General features: G+C 34.5%; 16 protein-coding genes. 11 read left to right on the top strand and 5 right to left on the bottom strand.

Going from position 1 to position 25057, the window contains the following annotated elements:
• Nucleotides 1–425 precede the first annotated feature (425 nt).
• Together LNP23_RS01265 and LNP23_RS01260 are read left to right on the top strand one after the other, a co-directional pair.
• Nucleotides 426–3626, top strand: a complete 3201-nt coding sequence (locus LNP23_RS01265; protein WP_230003211.1) for a SusC/RagA family TonB-linked outer membrane protein — start codon at nucleotides 426–428, stop codon at nucleotides 3624–3626.
• A gap of 13 nt (nucleotides 3627–3639) precedes the next feature.
• Complete coding sequence (locus tag LNP23_RS01260; RefSeq protein ID WP_230003209.1) at nucleotides 3640–5097, top strand: SusD/RagB family nutrient-binding outer membrane lipoprotein; 1458 nt, start codon at nucleotides 3640–3642, stop codon at nucleotides 5095–5097.
• Between the two features lie 193 nt (nucleotides 5098–5290).
• On the opposite strand, the gene LNP23_RS01255 is transcribed toward LNP23_RS01260, so the two are convergent.
• Nucleotides 5291–6199 (bottom strand): DUF6607 family protein, encoded by a 909-nt coding sequence (locus tag LNP23_RS01255; protein ID WP_230003208.1) that lies wholly within the window; start codon nucleotides 6197–6199, stop codon nucleotides 5291–5293.
• Nucleotides 6200–6306: 107 nt separating this feature from the next.
• On the opposite strand from LNP23_RS01255, the gene LNP23_RS01250 reads away from it, so the two are divergent.
• From LNP23_RS01250 to LNP23_RS01210, 9 genes are all read left to right on the top strand, one after another.
• Nucleotides 6307–8436 (top strand): TonB-dependent receptor plug domain-containing protein, encoded by a 2130-nt coding sequence (locus tag LNP23_RS01250; protein WP_230003206.1) that lies wholly within the window; start codon nucleotides 6307–6309, stop codon nucleotides 8434–8436.
• A gap of 17 nt (nucleotides 8437–8453) precedes the next feature.
• A complete protein-coding gene (locus LNP23_RS01245; protein ID WP_230003204.1) occupies nucleotides 8454–9884 on the top strand; it encodes an HmuY family protein in 1431 nt (476 codons plus the stop codon).
• A gap of 92 nt (nucleotides 9885–9976) precedes the next feature.
• Nucleotides 9977–11527, top strand: coding sequence for a T9SS type A sorting domain-containing protein (locus tag LNP23_RS01240; RefSeq protein WP_230003203.1), 1551 nt, complete (start codon nucleotides 9977–9979; stop codon nucleotides 11525–11527).
• 34 nt (nucleotides 11528–11561) lie between these two features.
• Complete coding sequence (locus LNP23_RS01235; protein ID WP_230003201.1) at nucleotides 11562–12023, top strand: DoxX family membrane protein; 462 nt, start codon at nucleotides 11562–11564, stop codon at nucleotides 12021–12023.
• A 201-nt stretch (nucleotides 12024–12224) separates the two neighbouring features.
• On the top strand, nucleotides 12225–13706 hold the full coding sequence (locus tag LNP23_RS01230; protein WP_230003200.1) for an SGNH/GDSL hydrolase family protein: 1482 nt from the start codon (nucleotides 12225–12227) through the stop codon (nucleotides 13704–13706).
• Nucleotides 13699–15120 carry a GDSL-type esterase/lipase family protein gene (locus LNP23_RS01225; protein ID WP_230003198.1) on the top strand — a complete coding sequence of 474 codons (1422 nt, stop codon included), beginning with the start codon at nucleotides 13699–13701 and terminating at the stop codon, nucleotides 15118–15120. The genes LNP23_RS01230 and LNP23_RS01225 overlap by 8 nt, the downstream gene beginning before the upstream one ends.
• Before the next feature lies 1 nt (nucleotide 15121).
• Complete coding sequence (locus tag LNP23_RS01220) at nucleotides 15122–16804, top strand: MBOAT family O-acyltransferase (RefSeq protein ID WP_047774129.1); 1683 nt, start codon at nucleotides 15122–15124, stop codon at nucleotides 16802–16804.
• 923 nt (nucleotides 16805–17727) lie between these two features.
• Nucleotides 17728–19080 carry a signal recognition particle protein gene (ffh, locus tag LNP23_RS01215; RefSeq protein ID WP_047774126.1) on the top strand — a complete coding sequence of 451 codons (1353 nt, stop codon included), beginning with the start codon at nucleotides 17728–17730 and terminating at the stop codon, nucleotides 19078–19080.
• A 119-nt stretch (nucleotides 19081–19199) separates the two neighbouring features.
• Entirely contained in the window at nucleotides 19200–20081 is an 882-nt protein-coding gene (locus LNP23_RS01210) for a bifunctional 5,10-methylenetetrahydrofolate dehydrogenase/5,10-methenyltetrahydrofolate cyclohydrolase (protein WP_047774125.1), read from the top strand.
• A 243-nt stretch (nucleotides 20082–20324) separates the two neighbouring features.
• Here LNP23_RS01210 and LNP23_RS01205 read toward each other — a convergent pair whose 3' ends face one another.
• The 4 genes from LNP23_RS01205 to LNP23_RS01190 all read right to left on the bottom strand — a co-directional run bounded on the left by LNP23_RS01205 (nucleotide 20325) and on the right by LNP23_RS01190 (nucleotide 25006).
• The gene (locus LNP23_RS01205; protein WP_047774123.1) at nucleotides 20325–21071 is read right to left on the bottom strand and encodes a LytR/AlgR family response regulator transcription factor; all 747 of its coding nucleotides are present in this window, start codon (nucleotides 21069–21071) and stop codon (nucleotides 20325–20327) included.
• Nucleotides 21064–22806: a tetratricopeptide repeat-containing sensor histidine kinase gene (locus LNP23_RS01200; protein WP_230003196.1), complete on the bottom strand. Its 1743-nt coding sequence runs from the start codon at nucleotides 22804–22806 to the stop codon at nucleotides 21064–21066. Before LNP23_RS01200 ends, LNP23_RS01205 begins: the two co-directional genes overlap by 8 nt.
• An 83-nt stretch (nucleotides 22807–22889) precedes the next feature.
• On the bottom strand, nucleotides 22890–23351 hold the full coding sequence (locus tag LNP23_RS01195) for a hypothetical protein (RefSeq protein WP_230003194.1): 462 nt from the start codon (nucleotides 23349–23351) through the stop codon (nucleotides 22890–22892).
• A 266-nt stretch (nucleotides 23352–23617) separates the two neighbouring features.
• Nucleotides 23618–25006 carry a DUF4153 domain-containing protein gene (locus LNP23_RS01190; RefSeq protein WP_230003193.1) on the bottom strand — a complete coding sequence of 463 codons (1389 nt, stop codon included), beginning with the start codon at nucleotides 25004–25006 and terminating at the stop codon, nucleotides 23618–23620.
• Nucleotides 25007–25057: the final 51 nt, after the last annotated feature.

Raw genomic sequence — 25057 nt, 5'->3', positions numbered from 1 at the left:
CAAAAAGTATATGATCTGCTACTTCTAATAAAAGAAATTTCTAAAAATTATTTCGCAACTTTTTAACTTGATTCGAAATTGCAGAAGTACAAGATATTTGTTCCTCCACAAAATATGTCTTGATTCAAGAAAACTTTGACACTTTGTCCCTCTGAGCCTTTGCCTCTTCTTCTACACTCTTTCTTCCTACAAAAAGGATAAAAGGCATTTATTCAAAAAAATAATAACCCATAATTGTAAGATTGTCCTTTCAGGAATGAATTGTATTAACTGTCTTTATTTCAGCTGTTTGTGTACTTGTTGTTTTCTTTTAGATGTTAAAAAGTAATATTAGGATTACAATTTAATATGTTAAAAAGAATAAATTTCTTGTTAAATTTATATTAATGAAGTAAGTTGCACCAAAATTATTTAAAATTTAAACAATGAAGCAAAGAATTAAAGTAATGGTAATGCTGTTTTTTGTACTTAGTTCGCAATTATTTTTTGCGCAGGAAAGACTTGTTTCAGGAACTGTTTCTGACAATATGGGCATGCCGCTACCGGGGGTTACCGTATTGTTAAAAGGAGCTAAATCCGGAACACAAACAGATTTTGAAGGTAAGTTCTCTGTTAAGGCAACATCGAATCAGATTTTGGTATTCAGTTACATCGGAATGAAAAATCAGGAAGTGACGGCAAATTCATCGGTACTTACTATTAAATTAAGTGGAGATGCTCAGGAGCTGGATGATGTTGTAGTGTCCACGGCCATGGGAATCAAAAGAGAGAAAAAATCTTTAGGTTACGCTACGCAAGAGGTCAAAGGAGAAGACCTGACAAAAGTTAATACCGGAAACGTTGCAAATTCAATTTCCGGTAAAGTAGCCGGTATTGAAATAAAGAGAAGTGGTAATTTCGGAGGATCTACAAACGTTGTTATTCGAGGATCTAAATCGATTACCGGAAACAATCAGGCACTTTGGGTCGTTGACGGTATTCCGTTAAATAATGACAACTCAAATACAAGTAGTCAGAAATCAGGTGGTTCGGGGTATGATTATGGAAATGCCGCATCGGATATAAACCCTGACGATATTGAAACCATCAATGTGTTAAAGGGCGCAGCCGCATCTGCTTTGTATGGATCAAGAGCGGGTAATGGAGTAATTATTGTTACGACTAAAAAAGGAAGAAAAGGAAAAGGATTAGGAATCTCTGTTAGTTCCGGACTTACTGTTGGGACTGCCGACAAAAGCACGCTTCCCGAGTATCAAAAACAATATGGAGGGGGAGACGGTTTTGTGTTCGGTTCAAATGCAGATTTAGGACAGGGTTCATTTCCAACTATAGTGCCCGAAGATTCTTCTTGGGGACCTGCATTCAATTCCTCCCAAAAGGTATACAGCTGGAATGCCTATTATCCTGAATTAGTAGCCACTTATGGAAAAACATCACCTTGGCAAGCAGCGAAAAACGATCCAAACTCATTTTTCAAGAACTCCACTACCTATACCAATAACGTTGCGATAACTAGTGGAAATGAAAATGGAACTTTTAGATTTGCTTATACGAATTTGGATCAAACAGGGGTTTTGCCTAATAGCTCCATAAAGAAGCATAATTTTAATTTTTCCGGTAGTTATAAAGTTAGTAGTAAAACAGAAATTGCTGCAACCGCAAATTATATCACTTCTGGTGGAACGGGTTTGAACGATACGGGATACTCAGATAATATTGTTGGTAGTTTTAGACAGTGGTGGCATACTGATGTAGATCTTAAGGAGCAAGAACGTGCTTATCATTTAACAGGTAAAAATATAACCTGGAATCCAAGAGCGGTCTCAAATACGATTCCGTTATATTGGGATAATCCTTATTTTGGTCGCTATGAAAATTACAATAATTTTAGTAGAGATCGTTTCTTTGGGAACTTTACAATTAACACTGAAATCACAAACTGGTTTTCTGTAACGGGAAGAGGAGCAGTGGATTCTTATGTAGAAAATCACGAAGAGAGAGTAGCTTTAGGGTCAGGAGCCAATAGTGGTATTGCCAAATATGCTAGATATGACAAAAGATTCAGAGAGGTCAATCTGGATTTACTGCTCAATTTTAAGGCTAAAATTACGGAAGGTGTTAACTTTAGGGGACTATTGGGGGCGTCCAGTAGAAGAAGTGAACTTAGTTCTATTCGATCCTCAACCAATGGGGGGTTGTTAATTCCAAAATTGTATGCGCTTTCTAACTCTATTAGTTCAATTGAAAACCCAACAGAATTTTTAGAAGAGCGAGGAACGAATAGTGTTTATACCAGTGCCTCTTTTGATTACAAAGAAACTTTTTTTATTGAAGGAACTTACAGAATCGATGAATCCTCTACCTTGCCCGCAAAAGCAGCAAAATATAAGTATCCATCCGTTACCGGTACCTATATCTTTAGTAAACATCTTACGGTTCCTTGGTTAGATTTTGGTAAATTGAGAGTTAATTTTGCGCAAACCGGAAATGATGCTAACGTACATGTAATTAAGCCCGTCTATACTAAAGACACGAATTTTGGTGATAATGCTTTATTTTCTAATGAAAACATCCGTAAAAATCCAAACTTAAAATCGGAGACGATTGATGGACAAGAATTAGGGATTGAGTTGCAATTGTTCAAAAGGAGAATCGGTCTTGAAGCTTCGTTATATAAGAGTACCACGACAGATCTGATTATGGATATTACTACAGGTTCTGAGATAGGTTATAGCGGGACAACAACTAATGCCGGGAAACTTACCAATACGGGAGTCGAATTTACACTTACTTTGGTTCCTGTGAAAACAAAAGATTTCTCGTGGACTTCAAAAATTAACTGGAATAAAAACAAAAGTGAAGTAGTATCGTTAGCCGATGGTCTTCCGCAAATTGTTATTGGTACGTTTAATCAGGGAACAAGCTTAAATGCAATTCCGGGACAGCCGTTAGGAGTAATTAAAGGCTCTGGTTATAAATACTTAAACGGAGAAAGAGTAGTGCTGCCAAACGGAAACTATGATAAAGTTGGTGGTAGCATTATTGGAAATATAAATCCAGATTGGACTGGTGGTATCAACAATATTTTTAATTACAAAAATCTAACGTTTAGTTTTTTAATTGATGTAAAAAAAGGAGGGGATTTGTTCTCTCTGGATCAGGCCTATGGACAATCTAGCGGTATTTACCAAAGTAGTGTCGGAACAAATGAGTTAGGGAATCCAATCCGTAACAAAATTACTGATGCAAATCCGGGAGGTCAAATTTTGCCGGGAGTACAAGCCAACGGTAGTCGTAATACCGTTAGAGCTATGGTAACAACAGCTACAGGAGAATCTAACTTAGGTTATAAATCTTTTCCCAATCAATATTTTGTTTATGATGCTTCATATGTAAAATTGAGAGAGGTTTCTATTGCTTACCAATTGCCTGTAAAATTATTAAAAGGGACTTTTCTTAACAATGTGATTTTTGCGGCAAATGGCAGTAATTTATGGATCATACATAAAAATCTTCCCTACGCAGATCCTGAATCGAACTTTGGTTCCGGGAACTTTCAGGGATTCCAAACCGGTGTTATGCCTTCGGTTAGAGAAATTAGCTTTAATGTAAAAGTTCAATTCTAAAAAAAACAATAAAATGAAAAAAAGAAAATATCCTATACTTTTTGCATTCTTAGGACTCTGTTTGTATTCCTGTGATAACCTTGAGGGGTTAAACGATGATACCAAAGCGTATGTTACCCCTGTACCCGAAGCTCTTATGTCTTCGGCTCAAGAGCAGTATGCTATCTTTTTAAATAATTCATCTGTAAATAGAAACAACTTTAGATTGTATGCGCAACAATGGTCAGAGGTTGCTTATCCGGATGAGTCCAGATATGACATGGATTCCCGTCTGTTAGGAAACTCAAATTGGGTATTGTTGTACAGAGATGTATTAAAAGACCTGATCGATGCGCAGAATAAAATAACAGCTGCTCCCGCAGCGGGCGCTCAGGCTATAGTTGTAAAACAAAATAAATTAGCGATTATTGAGATTCAGATTGTACAAGTCTACCAAACGCTGGTGGATCTGTATGGTAATGTACCTTATTCTGAAGCCATAAAAACAGGAGTTTTGCAGCCAAAATACGATGATGGATTAACAATTTATAAAGATTTAGGAAGCCGTTTAACTTTGGCAATAAGTAAATTAGATCCCACACAGGCTAGTTTTGGTAAAGCTGATTTGGTTTATGGCGGGAATGTGGCAAGCTGGAAAAAATACGCAAATTCTATTCAAATCAGATTAGGGATGCAATTGTCAGATGTAGATCCGGTTCTTGCTAAGACCTTGGTTGAAACGGCCTATACTTCAGGTGCTATGACAAGTAACAGTGATAATGCTATTTTCCAGTACACCTCGGTTAAACCGCACTTCAATCCAAATTATGAGAGTTTCAAAAGCAGGGCAGACTATTCGATATCAAGTTTGTTTACAACTGCTTTAAATGATCTTACGGATCCGAGAAGAGATTTCTACTTTGACCCCGCTTCTAAAAAGGGAGGTGTATATGTTGGGGCACCATATGGTTTTAAAGCGGATGTTCAAACCGTATCCATATTCAATAAAGCCCTGAAAGAAATCAATTTCAAAGGAGATCTTTTTGACTATGCCGAAACTTCTTTTTTACTGGCTGATGCTGCAAACAGGGGCTGGGCAGTTGGAAGCCCTGCAAGTACGCATTACACCAATGGTATTACTGCAAGTATGAAATATTGGGGTGTTGCAGATGCAGATATAACTGCTTACCTGGCACAGCCTAATGTTGCTTTTGCTACTGCAACAGGTAGTAATGCCAAAGAAAGAATTGCATACCAAATGTGGATTGCCTACTACAACAGGGGATTTGAAGCCTGGACGGCATACAGAAGACTTGATTTTCCTAAACTTGTTGCACCATCTACAGCAGTACCGGCTGCCGAGGGTAAGGTTCCCGTGAGAATGGTATACTCGCATTTAGCCCCTTCTACAAACGGAGCCAATTACGCAGCAGCTTCAAGTGCAATTGGAGGAGATAAAATGACAACTAAATTATTCTGGGACAAATACTAGGATTCAACTAAATTCTGATTAAACCCGGACTACAATAAAAACCTTTATTCATTTTAACTATTTTGAATTAGTAAGCTTTTAGAAAAAAAAATAAAGGTAAACCGTTTAAATTAATTTTTAAACGGTTTTTTTAGGAATAAAAAAAGCCGGTGATCCTAAGATTACCAGCTTTTTTATAACTAACACACAATATTTATTGTTTTACAAACTTGTCGATTATAGCATCACTTTCTGCTTTTGTAGCAGTTGGTTTTAAATCAAACAGTAAAGAATAAAGGGCTTTTCTGTCTACTTTAGCCTCTAAGTTTAAGTCTTTATGTCTGTCAAAAAGAGTTTGCCATTTATCGCGAACATTTTTCCAGATGGCATTATTTGCTGCCCACCATTTTTGACCAGCGATACATTTGATATCCGGAACCTTAGTATAAACATCGAATCCTTTTTCCTGAGCTAATACATAATCTTTTCCGGAATCGTCTCTTACTACTTTATCGTTGTCTTGTTCATGGTTCCATCCTGTAGCAGTGATTTCATGAATGTTTCTTCTTTTTAAAACATTGTAATCGTTACGTTTTGTTTGCTCTCTTCTTGGTAATGGTGCATCAGCTACATTTGCCCAGTAGTCTTTTCCGTCTACATGTACCCAAGTAGAAGAACCTTCGTATCTTGGACTGTCATCTACCTGATATACTTTTTGAGTCCATTGTCCTTTTACGGCTTTTTTGTCCAGTTTTTTATATTTCCAAGAGCTGCTTTTATCGAAAGAATATAAATCAGTGTTTTCATACAGCCAGTCTTGTCTCCAGTGTTTGATGATCATGTCGTCACTTACAATTAACAAGTGCTGCATTACAATCTTATTTGGAGTATCTTCTAAAAGTTCTACCCATTCTAATGCCGATTCGTGTTTGGTTTGAGAAGGTTTATAAGTAAGAGTATCCTTCGCATATTGAAAAGTTTCAGCAAAATTAAATTTTACTTCATAACATCCACACATTGATTTTATTGACTTTAGGTCCTGTTGCTTTTTTGCATCCTGACTGAAACCAAGGCTGCAAGTCAAAGCCATAACGGCTGAAAAATAGAGGCTTTTTGTAATCATAACTTCAATTATTTTATTTTAAATTTTTCGCAAATATATGGTTTTTATTTAGAATAGATAAAAATAATTATATATTTGCATCGACTTATTAAGATTCAATAAAAATAATGAAAAGAAAAATTACCCTTTTTGCAGCAATTATATTTGCAATAAATATTTCAGCTCAAGAAAAGCAAAAAGATACAATTAATGGAAAAGAAGAATTGTCAGAAGTTGTTGTGACTGGTCAGTTTGAACCACAATCGATAAAGAAGTCGGTTTTTAATGTGACCGTAATTTCCAGAAAGGATATTGAACAACAAGCAGCTAATAATCTGGCAGATTTACTCAATCAATATTTAAATATTACAATTACTCCAAGTTCTGGAACAGGTAGGTCTACAGTATCTATGTTTGGTTTAAATGGAGAATATTTTAAGATTTTGATTGATAATATTCCTGTAGTGAGTGATACCAGTTTAGGGAATAATGTTGATTTAACGCAGATTAATCTTGATGATATCGAGCAAATTGAAATTATTGAAGGTTCTATGGGGGTAACTAACGGTGCCAACGCTGTTACGGGAGTTTTAAATATTATTACAAAAAAATCATCTCGTTATAAATGGGAGATTGGAGCAACAGTACAGGAAGAAACTGTTGGTGAAGAGTATACAGCTTTTAATAAAGGACGTCATATACAATCATTAAAAGTATCACATAGTATTAACGATAATTGGTTTATATCTGGAGGACTTGATAGAAATGATCTTGATGGTTATCTGGGGGGTAAAAAAGGGGAATATTATAGTGAAACTGATTTACAAAGAGGGTATACGTGGTTGCCAAAATTGCAATATATAGGTAATGGAATGATAAGTTATAAAAAGAATAGTTTTAGAGCTTTTTATAAATTCGATTATTTAAATGAAAATATAGATTATTATAATCCAATTGTTAATGTTGTAACAAATCCTCCTTTTGATGATATTCGTTATTCCAGTGATAAACGTTTTTTAACTGAACGTATTATTAATCATTTGAATTTTTATGGAAAATTAGCTTCTCAGTATAATTATAATGTTTCATTTTCCCAACAGAAACAAACTCGATCAACAGATTCGTTTGAGTACAATATAAAATCGAGACAAGAATCAGAAGGTATTAAGCAAACAAATCAATCAACAGAGTTGTTTTATTCAACTGGAACTTTAGGTAATTTTTTTCCAGAGAAAGCTTTTGATTTTCAATTAGGCTATGAATATGTTAATAATCTCGGATACTCGTTGGTTAATGGCGAGAATGAATCATTTGTTCCGGTTGAAAAAAGATTTGAAAATTATGATGTTTTTCTTTCCTCAGAGATTAAAGCAACAAAAAAATTCTCAATTAGACCAGGAGGTCGAATTTCATTCCAAAATCAATTTGACAATCAGTATGCAGCTTCTGTGGGGTTGTACTATTTATTTGATAAAGGAATTGAAATGCGTACATCACTTGGAAGAGGATTTCGTACACCAAATTTCGATGAATTGTATTCGAAAATTAAATTTTCAGGACACCAATTTTATGGTAATGATGCCTTAATCCCGGAAACAAGTATGTCATATGATTTTAGTATAAAAAAAATGACATCTTTTGAGTCTGGATTATTGCTTTCAACTAAGTTGTCGACTTCTTTTCTGAATGTAAATGATAAGATTGATATGGCTTATGTAGGTGATGAACCAGGTACGACACAACCAATTTATCAATATATTAATATTAGTACTTATAAAATGTGGAATGCAGCGGTTACAAATCAGATTAATTTTAAAAATCTGTCATTTAATCTAGGTGCTTCTCTGGTTGGAATTTCGCAAAAAATTGATAATGGAAAAGTGGTTTCGGATGATCAATTTTTATATGCTTTACAAATTAATAGTAGTATAACATACAATTTATCTAAATACAACACTTTGTTTGCTGTTAACTACAAGTTTAATGGAGAGCAACAACAATTTAGAGCAGTGAAAGAGAATGGATTGGATGTTTATAGACTATCAACACTAGAGTCTTATAGCTTTTTGGATGCCTCTGTAAGAAAGACTTTTAATAAGAAGGCATTTGATGTAACTATCGGTGCCAGAAATATTTTAGATGTTACCAATATTCAGCAAAGTCTTGCATCAGGAGCTGCGCACGCAACTTCAAATAATATCCTATTGGGATATGGGAGATCTTATTATTTAAAACTAACATATAATCTTAATCTTTAATTTAATAAACAATCAAAATGAAAAAAAGTGTACTTTTAATTATAACATTTTTACTTGTTGGTATTACAGCTTGTAACAATGATGATAATGATGTAGATAATTCTAATGCAGCTGCATTCGTGAATACTGCTACAAATGTTATAGACGCCGAGACAGAAGTGAAAGTTGTTTTTTCTAAGCCAACCTTATCGGCAGGTACAGTAACTTTAAATGTAGTACCTACTGCTTTAGTTTACGGTACAGATTATACAACGACTCCAGCTGTAGAAAATGCAAAATTAGTATTGTCATATGCTGCTAACGTTAGCTCAGTATCTTTTAAATTCAAAAAAATAATTGATGCTATTGAAGGTGAAGTCAAAAATGTGAAATTCACGATTGCTTCTGTTTCAGATCAGGATGTTAAAGTTACTGCAGCTACAGGCTCTAGTCAGCTTAACTTTAATGAAACTGCTGTTGCAACTAAAACATTAGCGTCTGAAAATGGAGGGAATACCGTTCCTAATCAAGTATTTATTGATTTAAGCTCTGGAGCAATGACCAAAGTTTTAAAAACTAGTTGGGATCTTGGTTTTTACGGAGGAAATGAATTTCGTGTAATTTCAAATGGGGCTATTAATAAATTTGCTGTTAAACAACTTAACACTACTAATATTGATGAAGTGCAAGTTGAGGACCCAAATGTAACGACTGGTAATTATGAAGCATCTAATATTGGCTTTATAGATAGTCCTTATGGGAATTTGACTGCAACTGATAAACTTAAAGGAACTGCGATTGCTGAGGTTTCAGCTAATAATGCAGAAAATAAAGTTTATTTAGTAAATATGGGACAAGAGATTTCTGCTGTTCCGGCAACAGGAACTGGAGTTGCACTTACTGGAGCTTCAAGAGGATGGAAAAAAATTAGAATTTTAAGAGACGGTAATAATTACAAATTACAGTATGCAGATTTAAATGCGACAACACACAGTGAAGTTACTATTGCCAAAGATGCAGCTTATAATTTTTCTTTCTTTAGCTTGAACACTAAATCGGTAGTTAAAGTTGAACCTACAAAAGATAAATGGGATTTAAATATTACTACATTCACAGGGGAAACATTATATAATGATGGTTCATCAGCAGGATCATATTATTTCCCTGATTACGCAATTACTAATACAAAAAATGGTACTAAAGCATTCCAAGTTTTAACATCTGAAATAGCTTACGAAAATTTCACTTTAGCTAATGCAACTCAAGATAAATTCAATACTGATTTAGCAAAAGATCAAAGAGTAATAGGTGGTAACTGGAGAGCAACTTATCCTTTATCGTTTAAAACAGATCGTTTTTATGTTATAAAAGATGCTAACGGAAATGTTTACAAATTAAAATTCACTTCAATGTTAAGCGCTGCAGGTGAAAGAGGAAATGTATCATTCCAATATGCTCTCTTAAAATAGTATTATAAGATATAGATAGAATCTTGGTTATTTACCAAGATTCTATCTATAAATAACTTCAAAAACCAAAACCAAACAATCAGGAGAATACTATGAAAATAAAATTACTTTTATTATTTTTAATTTTTGCGGGATTACAAATAGTACCAACTTATGCGCAAGGAGGGACTGTTAAAATTTCTAATTTAAGATATACAAATGGGAAATCTATACCAAATGGTTCACCTATTGAAATATATCAGGGAGAATCTGTATCAATAACTTTTGATTTAGATCTCAGTAATCCTCAATTAGTATTAAAAAAAGGCTATTTATACGTTTTCAGTAAGAAATCATCTTCAGAGAGTACTTCTTTACAATATGTTAACGTTGATTTTAATAATAATTTATTAAGCTCATGGTACAGTAAGGAATTTACAGTTTCAATGAATGCTTCGGCATTTAATGCTACAGGAGGAATATTCTATGGTCAATTTTCAGATTATGTAGGCGGAGGTTCAATTAGAGGAAATGTCATTCCTGTAAAAGTGATTCCTATTCCTGCAATACTTAATAATTCTATTTGGGGAAATCAAACAATCACTGAAGGGCAATCAGTAAACATAACTGGAAGTAACCCTTCTGGAGGTATTGGGAATTATAGTTTTGAGTGGCAAAAGAAAGATATAAATGGTGGTTGGGTTACTATTGCAGGTGCAAAAAGTAGTAGTTTATCCTCTGATACACCTTTTGTAAATACATCGTATAAAAGAATTGTAAAATCAGGCGTTCTTGGTCATTTTAGTAATGAAGTTGCTGTTACCGTAACTCCCGCTCCAATTATACTAAATAATACAATAACTTTAAATGGATCTACAATTCACGGTAGTTTACCAACAGGAGGGATTAATGTATATCAATATTCTTGGATTTTATGGGGGGGTGAAGAGCCATATACTTTTCCACAGACGGGACAAAATTTTGAACTGACTAAAGATGTATATGACTATTTAAAATTATACCCTAATTTATCTATAAGCAGAATTGTGACCTCTGGTAGTCAAACAATGACTAGTGTTTCAGTTAAAATATTACCTATTGCTCCTGTAGGAAACAATACAATTTCAATTAGTGGTTCTACTATAACTGGTAGTCAGCCGACAGGAGGGAATAATTCATATCAATATTCTTGGATGTTAATGGGGGGTGAAGAACCATTTGTTTTTCCAAATACAGGTCAAAGTTTTGAAATTACGGAGGATATTTATAATTATTTAAAGACCTATCCTGTTTTAAAGATACATAGAATAGTAACTTCAGGGAATGAAACCTCAGGTAGTAATTCTATTACAATTTTACCTAAAGGAGCTTCTGCAAAAACAGCTATTGCAAGTGAAAAAGGAGTTTCAACTGATGTAACCGTGTACCCAAACCCAACAACAGAATCTGTAAACTTTACAACCAATTTCTCTGCCAACAAAGAAATTGAAATTACCATTTTTTCAGAAGGGTTAAGAGAAACTAAATCTATTTTTAGAGGAACAGTTACTCCAAATCAGGTAGTGAATTGGAATTTTCCTGCTAATTATCCAAAAGGGCTTTATTTCTATAAGATAATGGCAGATAATAAAGAAGTGAAATCCGGTAAGATTTCGTTTCAATAGGTTTTGTTTTTGATAATTTAAATTGTTTGACAAGATGAAAACACTAAAAATACTAAGAATAATTTTTACACTAATTCTGGGAGGAATGATGATTTTAGGAGGATTCAATAAGTTTGAATCTCCTAGTCCTGCTCCAACGGAAATGGTGGAAACCATAAAAAAAGGAGAAGAAGTAGCACCAAATACCGAAGTTCTGAAAATTCAAAATTATATTTTCGGGATGCAACAGACCAATTATTTTTGGCAGTTTTTGGGATTTGTTGAACTTTTAGCAGGTGTGTTGCTGATCAGTCAGCTGTTCTCGCTAATGGGAGCTATTATTGCCTTACCTGTTACGATTAACATTTTTCTGTTCCATTTGTTCTTAGAACCCAATGAGGTTGGAGAATTGGTTCAGATGTCCGGATTATTGCTTATCAACTTGGCTATAATTGGTTTTAGTTTTAAACTTTGGAAACCAATGTTATACAATAAAACGGCTTTAAAATTTAGTTAATCATTAGCTTTGTTTTTTTTATTTTTTTTTGAGAGAGGTTGGATTTATCTGGCCTCTTTTTTTGTTTTTATTTTAATCGTTAAAAAGAATTATAAATTAACGTTTAATCCTATCTTTGCAGCTGTTTTTTTAAGCGGAATTAATAGGAATTTTAAAGGCGCAAGTTTTTAGAAAACCAATCTTCAAATTTATAAGTACTAAGTGAATACAAAATCTTATTTCTTTCAGTCTTTTGCCATTGTAGCATTAGCATTCATAGCATTCATTGGATTTAAACAAATCTTACCGGATAAAATTTTTTCCGACAGTAAGATCGATTCCAAAAACATATTGATTGACAGCCTTCTTTTAGAGTCGGTGGCAAATGATTCGTTGTCTGCAGACGAAGACAGTATTTCTGAAGAAGAAAAAAGAGATGCAGGAGAAAATATCGTTTTTGATGAATCGGAAGGCATCGAATTTCCTTCAGAAACTTTTGAGGATTATAAAGGATTTCAATACCTGATTTCTTTTTACGAGAAATTATATCAATTAGAGAAAAATCCACAAGCCAAAGTACGAATTGCATATTACGGGGATTCTATGACCGATGGTGATTTAATTGTGCAAGACGTGCGAATGAAGTATCAGGAGCGCTTTGGAGGAACCGGAGTTGGTTTTGTTTCGATAATTTCAGAATCATCAGCATCGAGAGGTTCTGTAAAAACACTGTTTTCTAAAAACTGGAAAACACAATCCTATTTAAATGTAAAAAGACCCACAAGTCCTTTTGGAGTCAATGGGCACGTATTCTTTGCCAATGACAGAGCCAATACAACCTGGGTACAATACGAGGCAGGATTAAATAAATTTTCTACCGCTTTAGACAATCCAACTTTGTTTTATGGAAGAGGATCCAAAAAAGGAAATGTGAATTTCATTATCGGTAAAGATACCTTACGAAAAAGCCTTGTTCCGAATAATCTGGTAAATACTTTAAAAGTGACTTCTGGAAGTATAAAATCATTTAAAGCCAATTTTATAAAGGCGGATTCTATTCCTGTCTATGGTTTTAATTTTGATAATGGTAGCGGAGTTCACGTGGATAATTTTTCACAGAGAGGAAATTCAGGATTGCCGATTTCAACGTTTAATGCAGGCGTAATGCAAGCATTCAACAACAATCTAAAATACGATTTAATTGTTTTACATTATGGAACGAACGTCTTGAACTACGGAACCAAAAATTATTCGTGGTACCAAAGAGGAATGACAAAAACCATCAATAAAATAAAAGAATCATTCCCGGGAGTTTCTATTCTGATTGTTTCAACAGCAGATAAATCGACTAAATACGATCTTGAAATGAAAACCGATTCAGCTGTAGTTCCGTTAATGAGAGCGCAAAAAAGATACGCTCTGGATACAGAATCCGGGTTTGTCAATTTGTATACTCTAATGGGAGGAGACGGATCGATGGTAAAATGGGTTGACGAATCGCCGGCAAGAGCTAATAAAGATTACACCCACTTTAATCAGCGTGGCGCAAAAGCAATCGGTAATTTATTATACAGTCAGTTAAATAAAGGATACGAAGAGTATAAAATTCTGCGTGAAAAACGAGAAAGAGGCGAGGGATCAAGACCCGTCAGAAAAACGAAGACAGATTCCGTATCTGTCAAAAAAGATAGTATAAATGAATAGACTTATTATTTTCTTTTGTTGTTTCTTTTTTTCTACGAATGAAAAACCTCAAAAGACAGCACCACTTCCAATAACGAAAAGTATGACTCATAAAGTGGATACAACAGCAATAGATTCTTTTTCTGATGATCGGATTTATAATGCGAAAGAGTTAGAAAGCGTTTTCCAAAAATTAAAGGATAACGAGAGTCAAAAGAATAAGAAGATTAATATTGTACATATCGGAGATTCTCACATTCAGAGCGATCTTATGACCAATGAAATCAGAAAGAGACTTCAGCAGGAATTTGGTAATGGAGGTCGTGGTTTTGTTTTTCCATATCAGTTGGCCAAAACAAATGGTTCTTATAACGAACGTTTCAAGTCAAGCAAAGGCTGGGAAAGTTATCGAAACATTCACCCTGTCAGAAACAATCCCGTTGGTTTAAGTGGTATTGCACTTTGGAGGGATAATGGAGGTTTTGTAGTAGAGTTAAATGTGAAGGATGCGGCTTATAAATTCAATTCAATCCGAATCATAACCCCAAAAAATCAAGATATGTTTGATTTGGCGGTTTCGTCTAAAATCAATACAATCCAGACGAGTGAGCCAAAAGTCATCACACATAAAATAAAAAAAGGAGAAGCACTTTCTACCATCGCAGACAAGTATAATGTTTCGGTTTCAGAACTAAAAAGAGACAATCATTTAAAGTCAAATGCAATTCGCGCCGGCAGAACGCTGAAAATTTCAACAAACGAAAAAAGAACAAGATCCGTTTCCGTATCAGAATTTGCTCCCTTACAGTTGCAATCCGATTCGTTTTCACATTATTATAATTCGGATAAAACACTGGATAAAATTTTTCTGATTCCAAATAAAAGTGCCTCAAAATACGAGCTTAGCGGACTTGTTTTAGAAAAAGATACTCCGGGATTATTGTACAGCAGCATTGGAGTAAATGGAGCCAAATTTTCAGATTACAATAAATATCCCTTGTTTTTTGAGCAATTAAAAGCGCTTCATCCCGACATGCTGGTTTTTTCATTAGGAACAAACGAAAGCTATGATAAAATGGACGCCGCGGCTTACATACAACAGTTGCGTGAGTTTATTAGGAATGTGAAAGCACAAGGCATTAATGTTCCTATTATTGTCGCAACACCCCCTCCGTCTTTACTTAAAGCCAGAAGACCTAATACTTTTGTTGCCGATTATGCCCGACATATCATTGAAGTTTCTAAAACAGATGATTTTGCAGTTTGGGATTTATACGATGAATTTGGAGGTATAAATGGAGTTCGAAGATTAAGGACAGAAGGATTAATAGGGCCGGATTGGGTTCATTACTCTAAAAAAGGATACGAAAAACAAGGAAAATTGTTTGCCGAGGCATTTTTAAAAGCATACGATAATTTTAAATTAAAAAAATAAGTTGATAACAGTTAATAGCATAAATGATTGGTTTGTTCATAATTTTGGTGAAATAACCATCGAACAGGTTAAAGGTTGGTTTATATACAATCCCGAAGAAAAGTTACTGTTTAATACCGGTTTGTTTCTCGGATTGTTTTTGGTTTTTTATTTCGTTTACGCCTTTTTGCGTAAAACATTCTATTTGCGATTGACCTACGTGATATTGTTTTCGCTTTTCTTTTATTACAAGTCAAGCGGGATTTACTTTTTATTGTTACTGCTTTCTTCCGTAGTCGACTATGGTCTGAGTCAGATTATTTACAGACAAAAGAAAGACACAATCAAGAAAATTTACCTGGTGATAAGTGTTATTCTGAACTTGGGATTGCTGGGCTATTTTAAATACATGAACTTTATGATTGTGACCTACAATGATATGTTCAATGGTCATTTCCAACTTCACGATGTTTTCCTTCCGGTGGGGATTTCGTTTTATACTTTTCAGTCGATGAGTTATATCATTGAGATTTATCGGGAAGAAATCAAACCAACAAAAAATTATATCGAATATTTGTTTTTCGTTTCCTTCTTTCCACAATTAGTGGCAGGGCCAATTGTACGTGCCAAAGATTTTCTTCCTCAGATTTATCAAAAGCTGAATCTGACCAAAGAAGATGTAAACAATGCGTTGTTCCTTATTATTGGAGGATTAATTAAGAAAACCGTTATTTCCAATTACATCTCTGTAAACTTCGTGGATCGTGTTTTCGATACGCCGATGACCTATACATCATTTGAGAATTTGATGGCCTCTTATGGTTATGCAATTCAGATTTATTGTGATTTTTCAGGATATTCAGATATGGCAATCGGTATTGCTTTATTGTTAGGATTTAAGTTGCCGGCCAACTTTAGAACGCCGTACAAGTCAACCTCCATTACCGATTTCTGGAGAAGATGGCACATTTCGTTATCAACCTGGTTAAAAGACTTTTTGTATATCTCTATTGGAGGAAACCGCGAAGGATCTTTCGCAGGATATTTGTTCCCGAGTTTATTTTTCTTCGGATTGTTATTATGGGGAATTACAAACATCAATGTGAGTATAATTCCGTTAGTTATTGCGATTAGCTCAATTGTTGTTTTTGCGCTTACCTTTTTACTTTCAAATAAAAAAAGTCAAACCGCAGTAACCAATTTTAACTTGTTTACGACGATGCTTTTGGGTGGATTGTGGCACGGAGCAGGGGCACAGTTTATTATCTGGGGAGCTTTACACGGTTTAGCATTGGCGGTACACAAAATCTTTCTGGAATTTTTCCCGGCCAAAAAAGAAAGTAAAAGACCCGCTATTTGGACTTTTATTTCAATAGTAATAACCTTTCATTTCGTAGTCTTCTGTTGGATCTTTTTCCGCGCCAGAGACTTTGATACGGCTTTACAGGTAATCAATAATATCGGTCAGTTAACTTTCGAACCGGAACAATGGAAAGCAATAGTTTTAGGCTATAAAAATGTATTTCTTTTAATGCTGTTCGGTTACGTTTGGCATTTCTTACCGGAGTTATTCACCACAAAATTAAAATGGACTTTTGACAGAACACCATTGCTTTTAAAAGCGGTAGTCTTAGGTTTCGTTTACTGGATCGTTTACGCAACCGCAGTTGCAGGTTCACAACCTTTTATTTACTTCCAGTTTTAGGAGGATTGTTGGAAAGGTACAGAGGTACAAAGGCGCAAAGTTTATTCTTTGTGCCTTTTTTTGTAATGTGAAATAAAATAGTCTCAGTTTGCAGTTTCAGTTTACAGTTTACAGTTTGCAGTTGAGTTGTCGACTTGTTTTTAGCTTGATTTTTTTCACGCAGATCTGGCAGATTTAGCAGATTTTTTTTTGTGTGGGATGAAAGGCAAAATGGTTTTTATCAGAGACTAAGTAAATCAGCCCAATCTGCAAAATCTGCGTGCTAAAGAAAAAACTTTGCGTCTTCGCGCCTTTGCGAGCAAAAACAACAAGGCTTCTTTGTCTTCAAGTTTTTTATACAAAATTCGCAAGGCCTTTTTACAAAAGAGAGAGTAAAACTTTGCATCTTCGTGCCTTATTTTATATAATAAAAAAAAGTAGTCTCAGTTTAAAGTTGAAGAATAAACTCAATTTTGATTTGATTTTTTTTCACGCAGATTTTGCAGATTTTGCAGATTTTTTTGTGTGGGGATGAAAGACAAAATGGTTTTTGTTAGATACAAGTAAAATCAGCCCAATCCGCAAAATCTGCGTGCTAAAGAAAAAACTTTGCGTCTTCGCGCCTTTGCGAGTAAAAACAACAAGGCTTCTTTGTCTTCAAGTTTTTCACACAAAGTTCGCAAGACCTTTTTACAAAAAAGAGAGTAAAACTTCGCGTCTTCGCGCCTTCGCGTGCAAAAAAAAAGCCCCTTACGATCAAATTCCCCACAAATACAAGAGCCAAAAAGCAATTTAAACCTGAGCAACAGTAACAGTTTACAGTCCCGGTTTCAACCTGAAACTTGAAACCTGAAACAAAAACTCCCCACCAACTTTGACACTAAATAAAAATTGCCTAAAATATCTAATTAGATTATCTTTGCAGCTCAAATAAAGAAAATAGTATGTTTGATAATTTAAGTGATAAGTTAGATAAAGCGTTCCATATATTAAAAGGACACGGGAAAATTACAGAAGTAAACGTTGCCGATACCTTGAAAGAAGTTCGTCGTGCCTTGTTAGATGCCGATGTTAACTTTAAAATTGCTAAAGATTTTACGACCAAAGTAAAAGAAAAAGCAATAGGTCAGGACGTTTTAACAACACTTCAGCCAGGTCAGTTATTGGTAAAGTTAGTAAAAGACGAACTAACCGAATTAATGGGTGGAGATGTTGCAGGAATTAATCTTTCCGGTACCCCGAGCATTATTTTAATGTCAGGATTGCAAGGATCAGGTAAAACAACTTTCTCTGGAAAATTAGCCAACTTTCTAAAAACAAAGAAAAATAAAAAACCACTATTAGTAGCGTGTGATATCTACCGTCCTGCGGCGATTAACCAGTTACATGTAGTAGGAGATCAAATAGGGGTTGAGGTATACTCAGAACCTGAAAATAAAAATCCTGTTGAGATTGCGCAAAATGCAATCAAACATGCAAAAGCAAACGGTTTCAACGTTGTGATTGTCGATACAGCCGGACGTTTGGCAGTGGATCAGGAAATGATGGATGAAATTGCACGTGTTCACAAAGCAATTCAACCACAGGAGACTTTGTTCGTTGTAGATGCTATGACAGGACAAGATGCTGTAAACACCGCAAAAGCGTTCAACGATATCTTAAACTTTGATGGAGTTATCTTAACGAAATTAGACGGTGATACTCGTGGAGGAGCTGCAATCTCAATTAAATCTGTTGTAAACAAACCAATCAAATTTGTAGGTACTGGCGAGAAGATGGAAGCAATTGATGTTTTCTATCCGGATCGTATGGCAGAGCGTATCTTAGGTATGGGAGATGTTGTGTCTCTTGTTGAAAGAGCGCAAGAGCAATTTGATGAAGAAGAAGCCAGAAAACTTCAAAAGAAAATCGCTAAAAATGAATTTGGTTTTGACGATTTCCTGACGCAGATTCAACAAGTGAAAAAAATGGGTAATATGAAAGACCTGGTTGGAATGATTCCGGGAGCTTCAAAAGCCATGAAAGATGTTGAAATTGAAGATGATGCTTTCAAACATATCGAAGCCATCATCCACTCGATGACGCCAATCGAAAGAAGTAAACCTTCCCTAATCGACGTAAAAAGAAAAGCCAGAATTGCTAAAGGTTCCGGAACGAAAGTCGAGCAGGTAAATCAGTTGATGAAGCAGTTTGACCAAATGAGTAAGATGATGAAAATGATGCAAGGTCCGGGCGGAAAAAATCTGATGAAAATGATGGGAGGCATGAAAGGAATGCCAGGTGGAATGCCGAGATAAAATAAAAAAAGTTTCAAGTTTTAGGTTTCAAGTTTTGAGACCGGAATTTGGAACTTTTTTGCTATAATAATTAGAAGTTTCACTTTGAAACTTGAAACATTAAACTTGAAACAAAAACAATGCAACTACTAGACGGTAAAAAAACAGCTGAAGACATTAAAAACGAAATCGCAGCCGAAGTTCAATCAATAAAAGATGCTGGAGGAAAAGTACCTCATTTAGCAGCCGTTATTGTAGGGACAGACGGAGCAAGCTTAACTTACGTAGGGAGTAAAGTAAGATCTTGCCAGCAAATTGGCTTTGATTCTACTTTGGTAAGTTTACCTGAAGACATTACTGAGGAAGCGTTGTTGGCAAAAATCAAAGAATTAAACGAAGATGATGCGCTTGACGGATATATCGTTCAATTGCCTTTGCCAAAACATATTGACGAGCAAAAAATCTTAATGGCGATTGATCCTATTAAGGACGTAGATGGTTTTCACCCAACCAATTTTGGGAAAATGGCTTTAGAAATGGATACTTTCATTCCGGCAACGCCATTTGGAATTATGCAATTATTAGAGCGTTATAAAATTGATACAGCCGGTAAGCATACCGTTGTAATTGGAAGAAGCCATATCGTAGGACGTCCAATGAGTATCTTGATGAGCCGTAAAGGAAATCCGGGAGATTCAACCGTAACGTTAACCCACAGTAGAACTAAAAACATAGAAGAGTTCACCAGAAATGCAGATATTATTATCACTGCTTTAGGAGTTCCAAATTACCTGAAAGCAGATATGGTAAAAGACGGTGTGGTAGTGATTGACGTTGGAATTACAAGAGTAGACGATGCTTCACATCCAAAAGGATACATCATTACCGGTGATGTTGATTTTGACGGAGTAAGTAAAAAAGCTTCCTATATTACACCTGTTCCGGGAGGAGTAGGACCAATGACTATTGCAATGTTACTTCAAAATACGCTTTTAGCACGTAAAATGAGAAACGCAAAATAAGAATTAAAAAGACTTAGATGTCAATAAAGAAAGTCCATCCATTGTGATGGGCTTTTTCTTTTATCGACTAGTCTTGGTCTCAGTCTCAGTCTCAGTTTCAGTCTCAGTCTCAGTCCCAGTTTCCGTCCCAGTTGAAACATGAAACATGAAACATGAAACATGAAACATGAAACATGAAACATGAAACAAAAAAAACCGCTTCCAATGAAACGGCTCTTTGTTATGTAGACACTCTTGTAACTCCTACTTTAAGATGCGGAAGTTTTTTACGAAGTCTTTGTATTTATCACTTAGGGTGATTTTATGATTTCCTTTTAAGATAACCAGATTGTCATTTACAATTATTTCTTCAATTTTTGTCGCGTTTACGATGTAGTTGCGATGGGTTTGAAAAAACTTTGTTTCATCTAACAGCTGAATAATCTTAGTTAAAGAAATTAGAATGACAAATTTTTCAACATCGGTTATAATGTTGCAATACCGGTCTTCTACTTCAATGTAGACAATATCCTCAATGCGGACTTTCTTTAAAGCCTTATTTTTTTTGATAAAAAGGGATTCATTGCTAATGACTGTATTCTGATCTTCACTATGAAATACATTGGTCTGTCCGTAGAATTTCTCTACAGCCATTTCCAGCGCATACAAAATTTCGAGCTCATTGAACGGTTTTAGCAAAAAACTAAACGGTTTGGTCAACTTGGCTCTTTCAAAAATTTGGCGATCCTTAGAACTGGTTAAAAAGACAAAGGGTTTTATACCGTTCGGAACAATGGTAATCGTCTCGGCAAAAGTAATTCCATCCGGATTTCCGTTGAGAAAAACATCGATCACAACAATATCAATCACATTGTTGTAAAATAGCGTCAGCGCTTCGCTGTAGGATGTTGCAATTCCAACAATATTGTAATTATTCTCGGTAAGCACTTTTACAAGCGCATCACTTTCCGCAGGAGTGTCTTCGATAATAAGTACATTAATATTATCCATGATTTTTAAACTTTTGCAGGGCAATGATTATTTTCGTCCCTACGTTTTCTTCGCTTTCTATATCCAATTTCCCACCATTTTTATGAATCAGGCTTTTGCACAACTGCATTCCTAAACCGGTTCCTATGATGTCGTCATTTTTCTTTTTAGAAAGTAAAACGGTTTCTTTTAGTAATTCTTCTCTGCTTGCATTGCTCATTCCTAATCCCGTGTCTTCAATTACTAAATAACAAAAGTCTTCGGTTGAAGGGCGCGAGTAGACCGAAATCGTTCCGTTTTCTTTAGAGAATTTAATCGCATTATCTAAAAAATTCCGAATGATGATCTTAAGCGAATCCAAATCAGCAAATACATACTCTGATGCCGTTACTTCATTTTTATAACTTAGCTTTTTATCCAGCATCAAAGGCTTGTAGTTGTACTCTACATGTTGCACGATCGATACCAAATGCAACGATTCCTGATAAAAGTAGGCTTGTTGGGTTTGCAACAAAGCCCAATTGAGCAGGTTGTCTAACAGATTGTAAGCACCTGCAGCAATAGTGCTGTTGTTGTGAAGCAAAACATCTAATTCTGTATACTTTTTGTTTTCCAGATTCTCGATTAGTTTACCATTACTTACTTTTAAAGCATTTACCGAAGAGCGTAAGTCATGACTGACGATAGAAAACAGTTTGTCTTTTGTGGCGTTCAACTCATCCAATTCGTTTTTCTGCGCTAGGATGATTTTGTTGCTTTTGATCTTTTGTCTGTAAAAATAAACACCGGCACCCAACAATACCAGCAATAAAACTGAAGAAATAAGAAACCCATTTCTTTCAGCTTTTTTTACTTTATTCTCAGCTTCGAGTATGTTTACTTCTTTTTGCTTTTGTTTGACAGCAAATTTCTTTTCGAGATCTGCAATCGCCCAGACTTTGTTTTGGTCATTTAAAGAATCTTTCCAGGCTTCGTATTCTTTTCTATAGGTTAAAGCTAAGGGGAAGTTTTTTCTGTTTTCTTCAACAACTGCCATATTTTTGGTTGCAGTTCTTTTAAGTTCGAACGATTTTACTTTTTTGGATAAATGATAAGCTTTTTCAAAATAAGGAATTGCTTGACTGTCTTTATATTGTTCATAATATAAGGTCGCAATATCCATATAAGACCCTATCAGTAATAAGGTGTCCTTTTCTTTTTCTTGTAATTCAGCTCCTTTAAATAAATACTCTTCCGCTTTATCATTTTTCTTGATATGTAAATAACATAATCCTATATTATGTAGTACGGTACTATATTTAAAATCATAAGCTGTTGTATTAGTTAGTTTTTCAACTTGTTGAAAATATCGCAATGCATTTTTAAAATCATTTTGTGCTAGTGTGACCTCTCCTAATTTCATTTTCACTTTATACAAAAACTGAAAATCATTAGAAATTTTACTCAATTCCTTTTTAGATTCACTAAGAAGTTTTTTCTCTTTAAAACTAATTCCTCTAAAATAATGACAGTAATCTATAAGTTCTTTGTTTTTTGCAATACTTATTTCTTTCATTGAATAAACCAAAGTAGAATCCCAATTACCTTGACTAAAATATACCTGAGCCAAGTTGAAGTTATGATTTTCTTTAAATTTTTGAGCTTTCGATTTGATTGCAATACTCATTAAATCCCCAGCTCGTTGTCGTTCTTGAGAAAAAAATAATGATGAATAAAAAAGGAGTATAGTTGTTGTAAGTAATCTAATTTTAGTCATTACAATTTTGCCTATAATGTTTATGAATTAAACAATCATATAAAAGCGTTAAAAATAAACTTCTAACGCTTTTATTTTAAAAATTATCCAGCTTGAACATTAGTTTCGGTACCTCTGGAAGCAATCGGGTCTACATCCCAAAGAAAAGTTTCAATAGTTTTTATTTGTGAAAGTCCACCTTCAAAAGGGATTTGTTTGGCTTCAAAGCTAACTTCATAGATATCAAATATTTTTCCCACTACATCTTTTAAATCGTAGCATACAAAAAATTGCAACTTAGGTTTTCCTTCGATATCAACATAACAATTCTGATAAATATCAAAATCTAATCCATTTTGTTCTTCCGGTGCTATAAAAACAACAGCTTTAATTAATAGTTTTTTCTTATCCACTAAAGTTGCCTGAACAACTGGTGACAAAAGAGCATTAGTCTGATTATCCGGAAACGTTACCGAAGTAAGTTTATCCAATTTTACTTTAGGTCCAAGAGATTTTCCTGGTGGGAAGATTTTAACACCTGGCGATTTTAAAAGAGTTTTTTCCATGGTTTTTGTTTTTGGGTTAAATTATATTCGTTCCTTATGTTTTTAAGAAATTGGCTGATTAGGCAAACATAAAAAAGGGGGTTTTTCAGAAATCAAATATAGTAAAGATATTCTTAATAAGTTTTTAATGTTTACAATAAGTGCAATTAATTAACAATTGTTTCTTCTTTTTTTATAAATATAAAGTTAACAAACGCAATTTGTAAAGAGAATAACACAAACTCGTTTAATAAAAAATCCCACTCGTTTAGAATGGGATTGTAGCTTTATTTTTTTTCGTTTATAAACTCATAGTATAACGCTTTAGATAAAAAAGAATCTCTTTGATGGCTCTGAATTTCACCCTCTCTTGGGTCATGTACAAATAGGACGTTTAAATCATTCTCTAAAAAGTACGCTCTGCGGGTCTCATCGTTAAAGTTTAAATTGCTCAGGAATCGGGGTTCCACTCCTTTGTTTACCGAAATATTGTAGGTTGTAATCAGATTTCCCCAATTAACAAAACTGCATAAAAGAACTGTGCCATAAAAATACCAAACCATCTGATTGAAAAGATAGGCATTCGTTTTTTGCTTTATTATTTTTAAAAACGCATAAACCAATCCGATAATCGCCAGTATCAAAAAGGCGTATACTCCTAATCTTTTGTAGGTCAATCCGAAGAAGGAAACATATTCTGAGTTTTTAATTAGGGTGCTGACGATTAATACTCCGTTTAAAACAATCCATAGTTTGGCTAAGCGTTTTAGATTTGTTGCTTTTTCATCAAAATTAAATCCGCCTTTAAAATAAAATAAGATCACACCTACAGCCATAAGTATAGAAAAAATAACCGAATTTACGCGCTCATGTGTATCGGCGCTTAGTTGCGTTGTTTTTACTACTTCAAAAAACTGTTCATAATTGTAGGTTCCTATAAAAATCAATAACAACACATTTAAAAGCAATAAGGTGATTTCCCCGCTTTTTCGTTCAAACTCTAAATCCAGAAAGGAAAAGGTATTTTGATTTTCAATTTCGATTGTAGTATCAAAATCATTATCTAACATGGAATTCTTTTCGTAACAGATCTCCGGTACCCAATAATTCCAGAAAGAAAAAGAAATGTAAAAGCCTAAACAAGCAATCACAATAAGGTGTAAAATATCAATGTCTAACTTATAATCGGTAAACAAAGACGAAAAATGATCGCTTCCGAAAGAATATACCACAAAGAATAGCATTAGGAAAATGGCTGGAATCAGAACATAAGCGATTAGTTTTTTGGCTAAATTATTACTGACTTTTCGTTGTGGAAGCCATTGGCTAAACATTAAAACTCTCCCTAATGAAGCAAAGCCATTCAGGAATATCAGTGGGAAAATCTGAATCATTTTCAGTTCGGTTTCCTGCGTTTTGAACTGGAGAAAAAGGACAGACAGTACTAAGGCTAAAAAAGAAACAAAATCACCATACCACGCAAAAGCAATGCAGGAGAGCACTGATGTGATCACTAAAACCAAATGCGAACGATCTACAAACCGATCCTGAAAGCAATACGAAATCAGACCCGTTAAGACCATACCAAATATAGCGAGATTAACGCCTAGGGCTTCGTTGTAAAAAAGCAGTATAAATAGCATACTGCTGACTAAGATAAAATGGATTTTTTTCATGATTAAAAATTTTAAAAGTACTTTGTATTTCAAAGTAAATGGATAAAAAAA

Origin of the sequence: Flavobacterium cupriresistens, from assembly GCF_020911925.1 — a bacterium.
Lineage (GTDB): Bacteria > Bacteroidota > Bacteroidia > Flavobacteriales > Flavobacteriaceae > Flavobacterium > Flavobacterium cupriresistens.
This window is presented reverse-complemented; position numbering and strand designations above follow the sequence as displayed.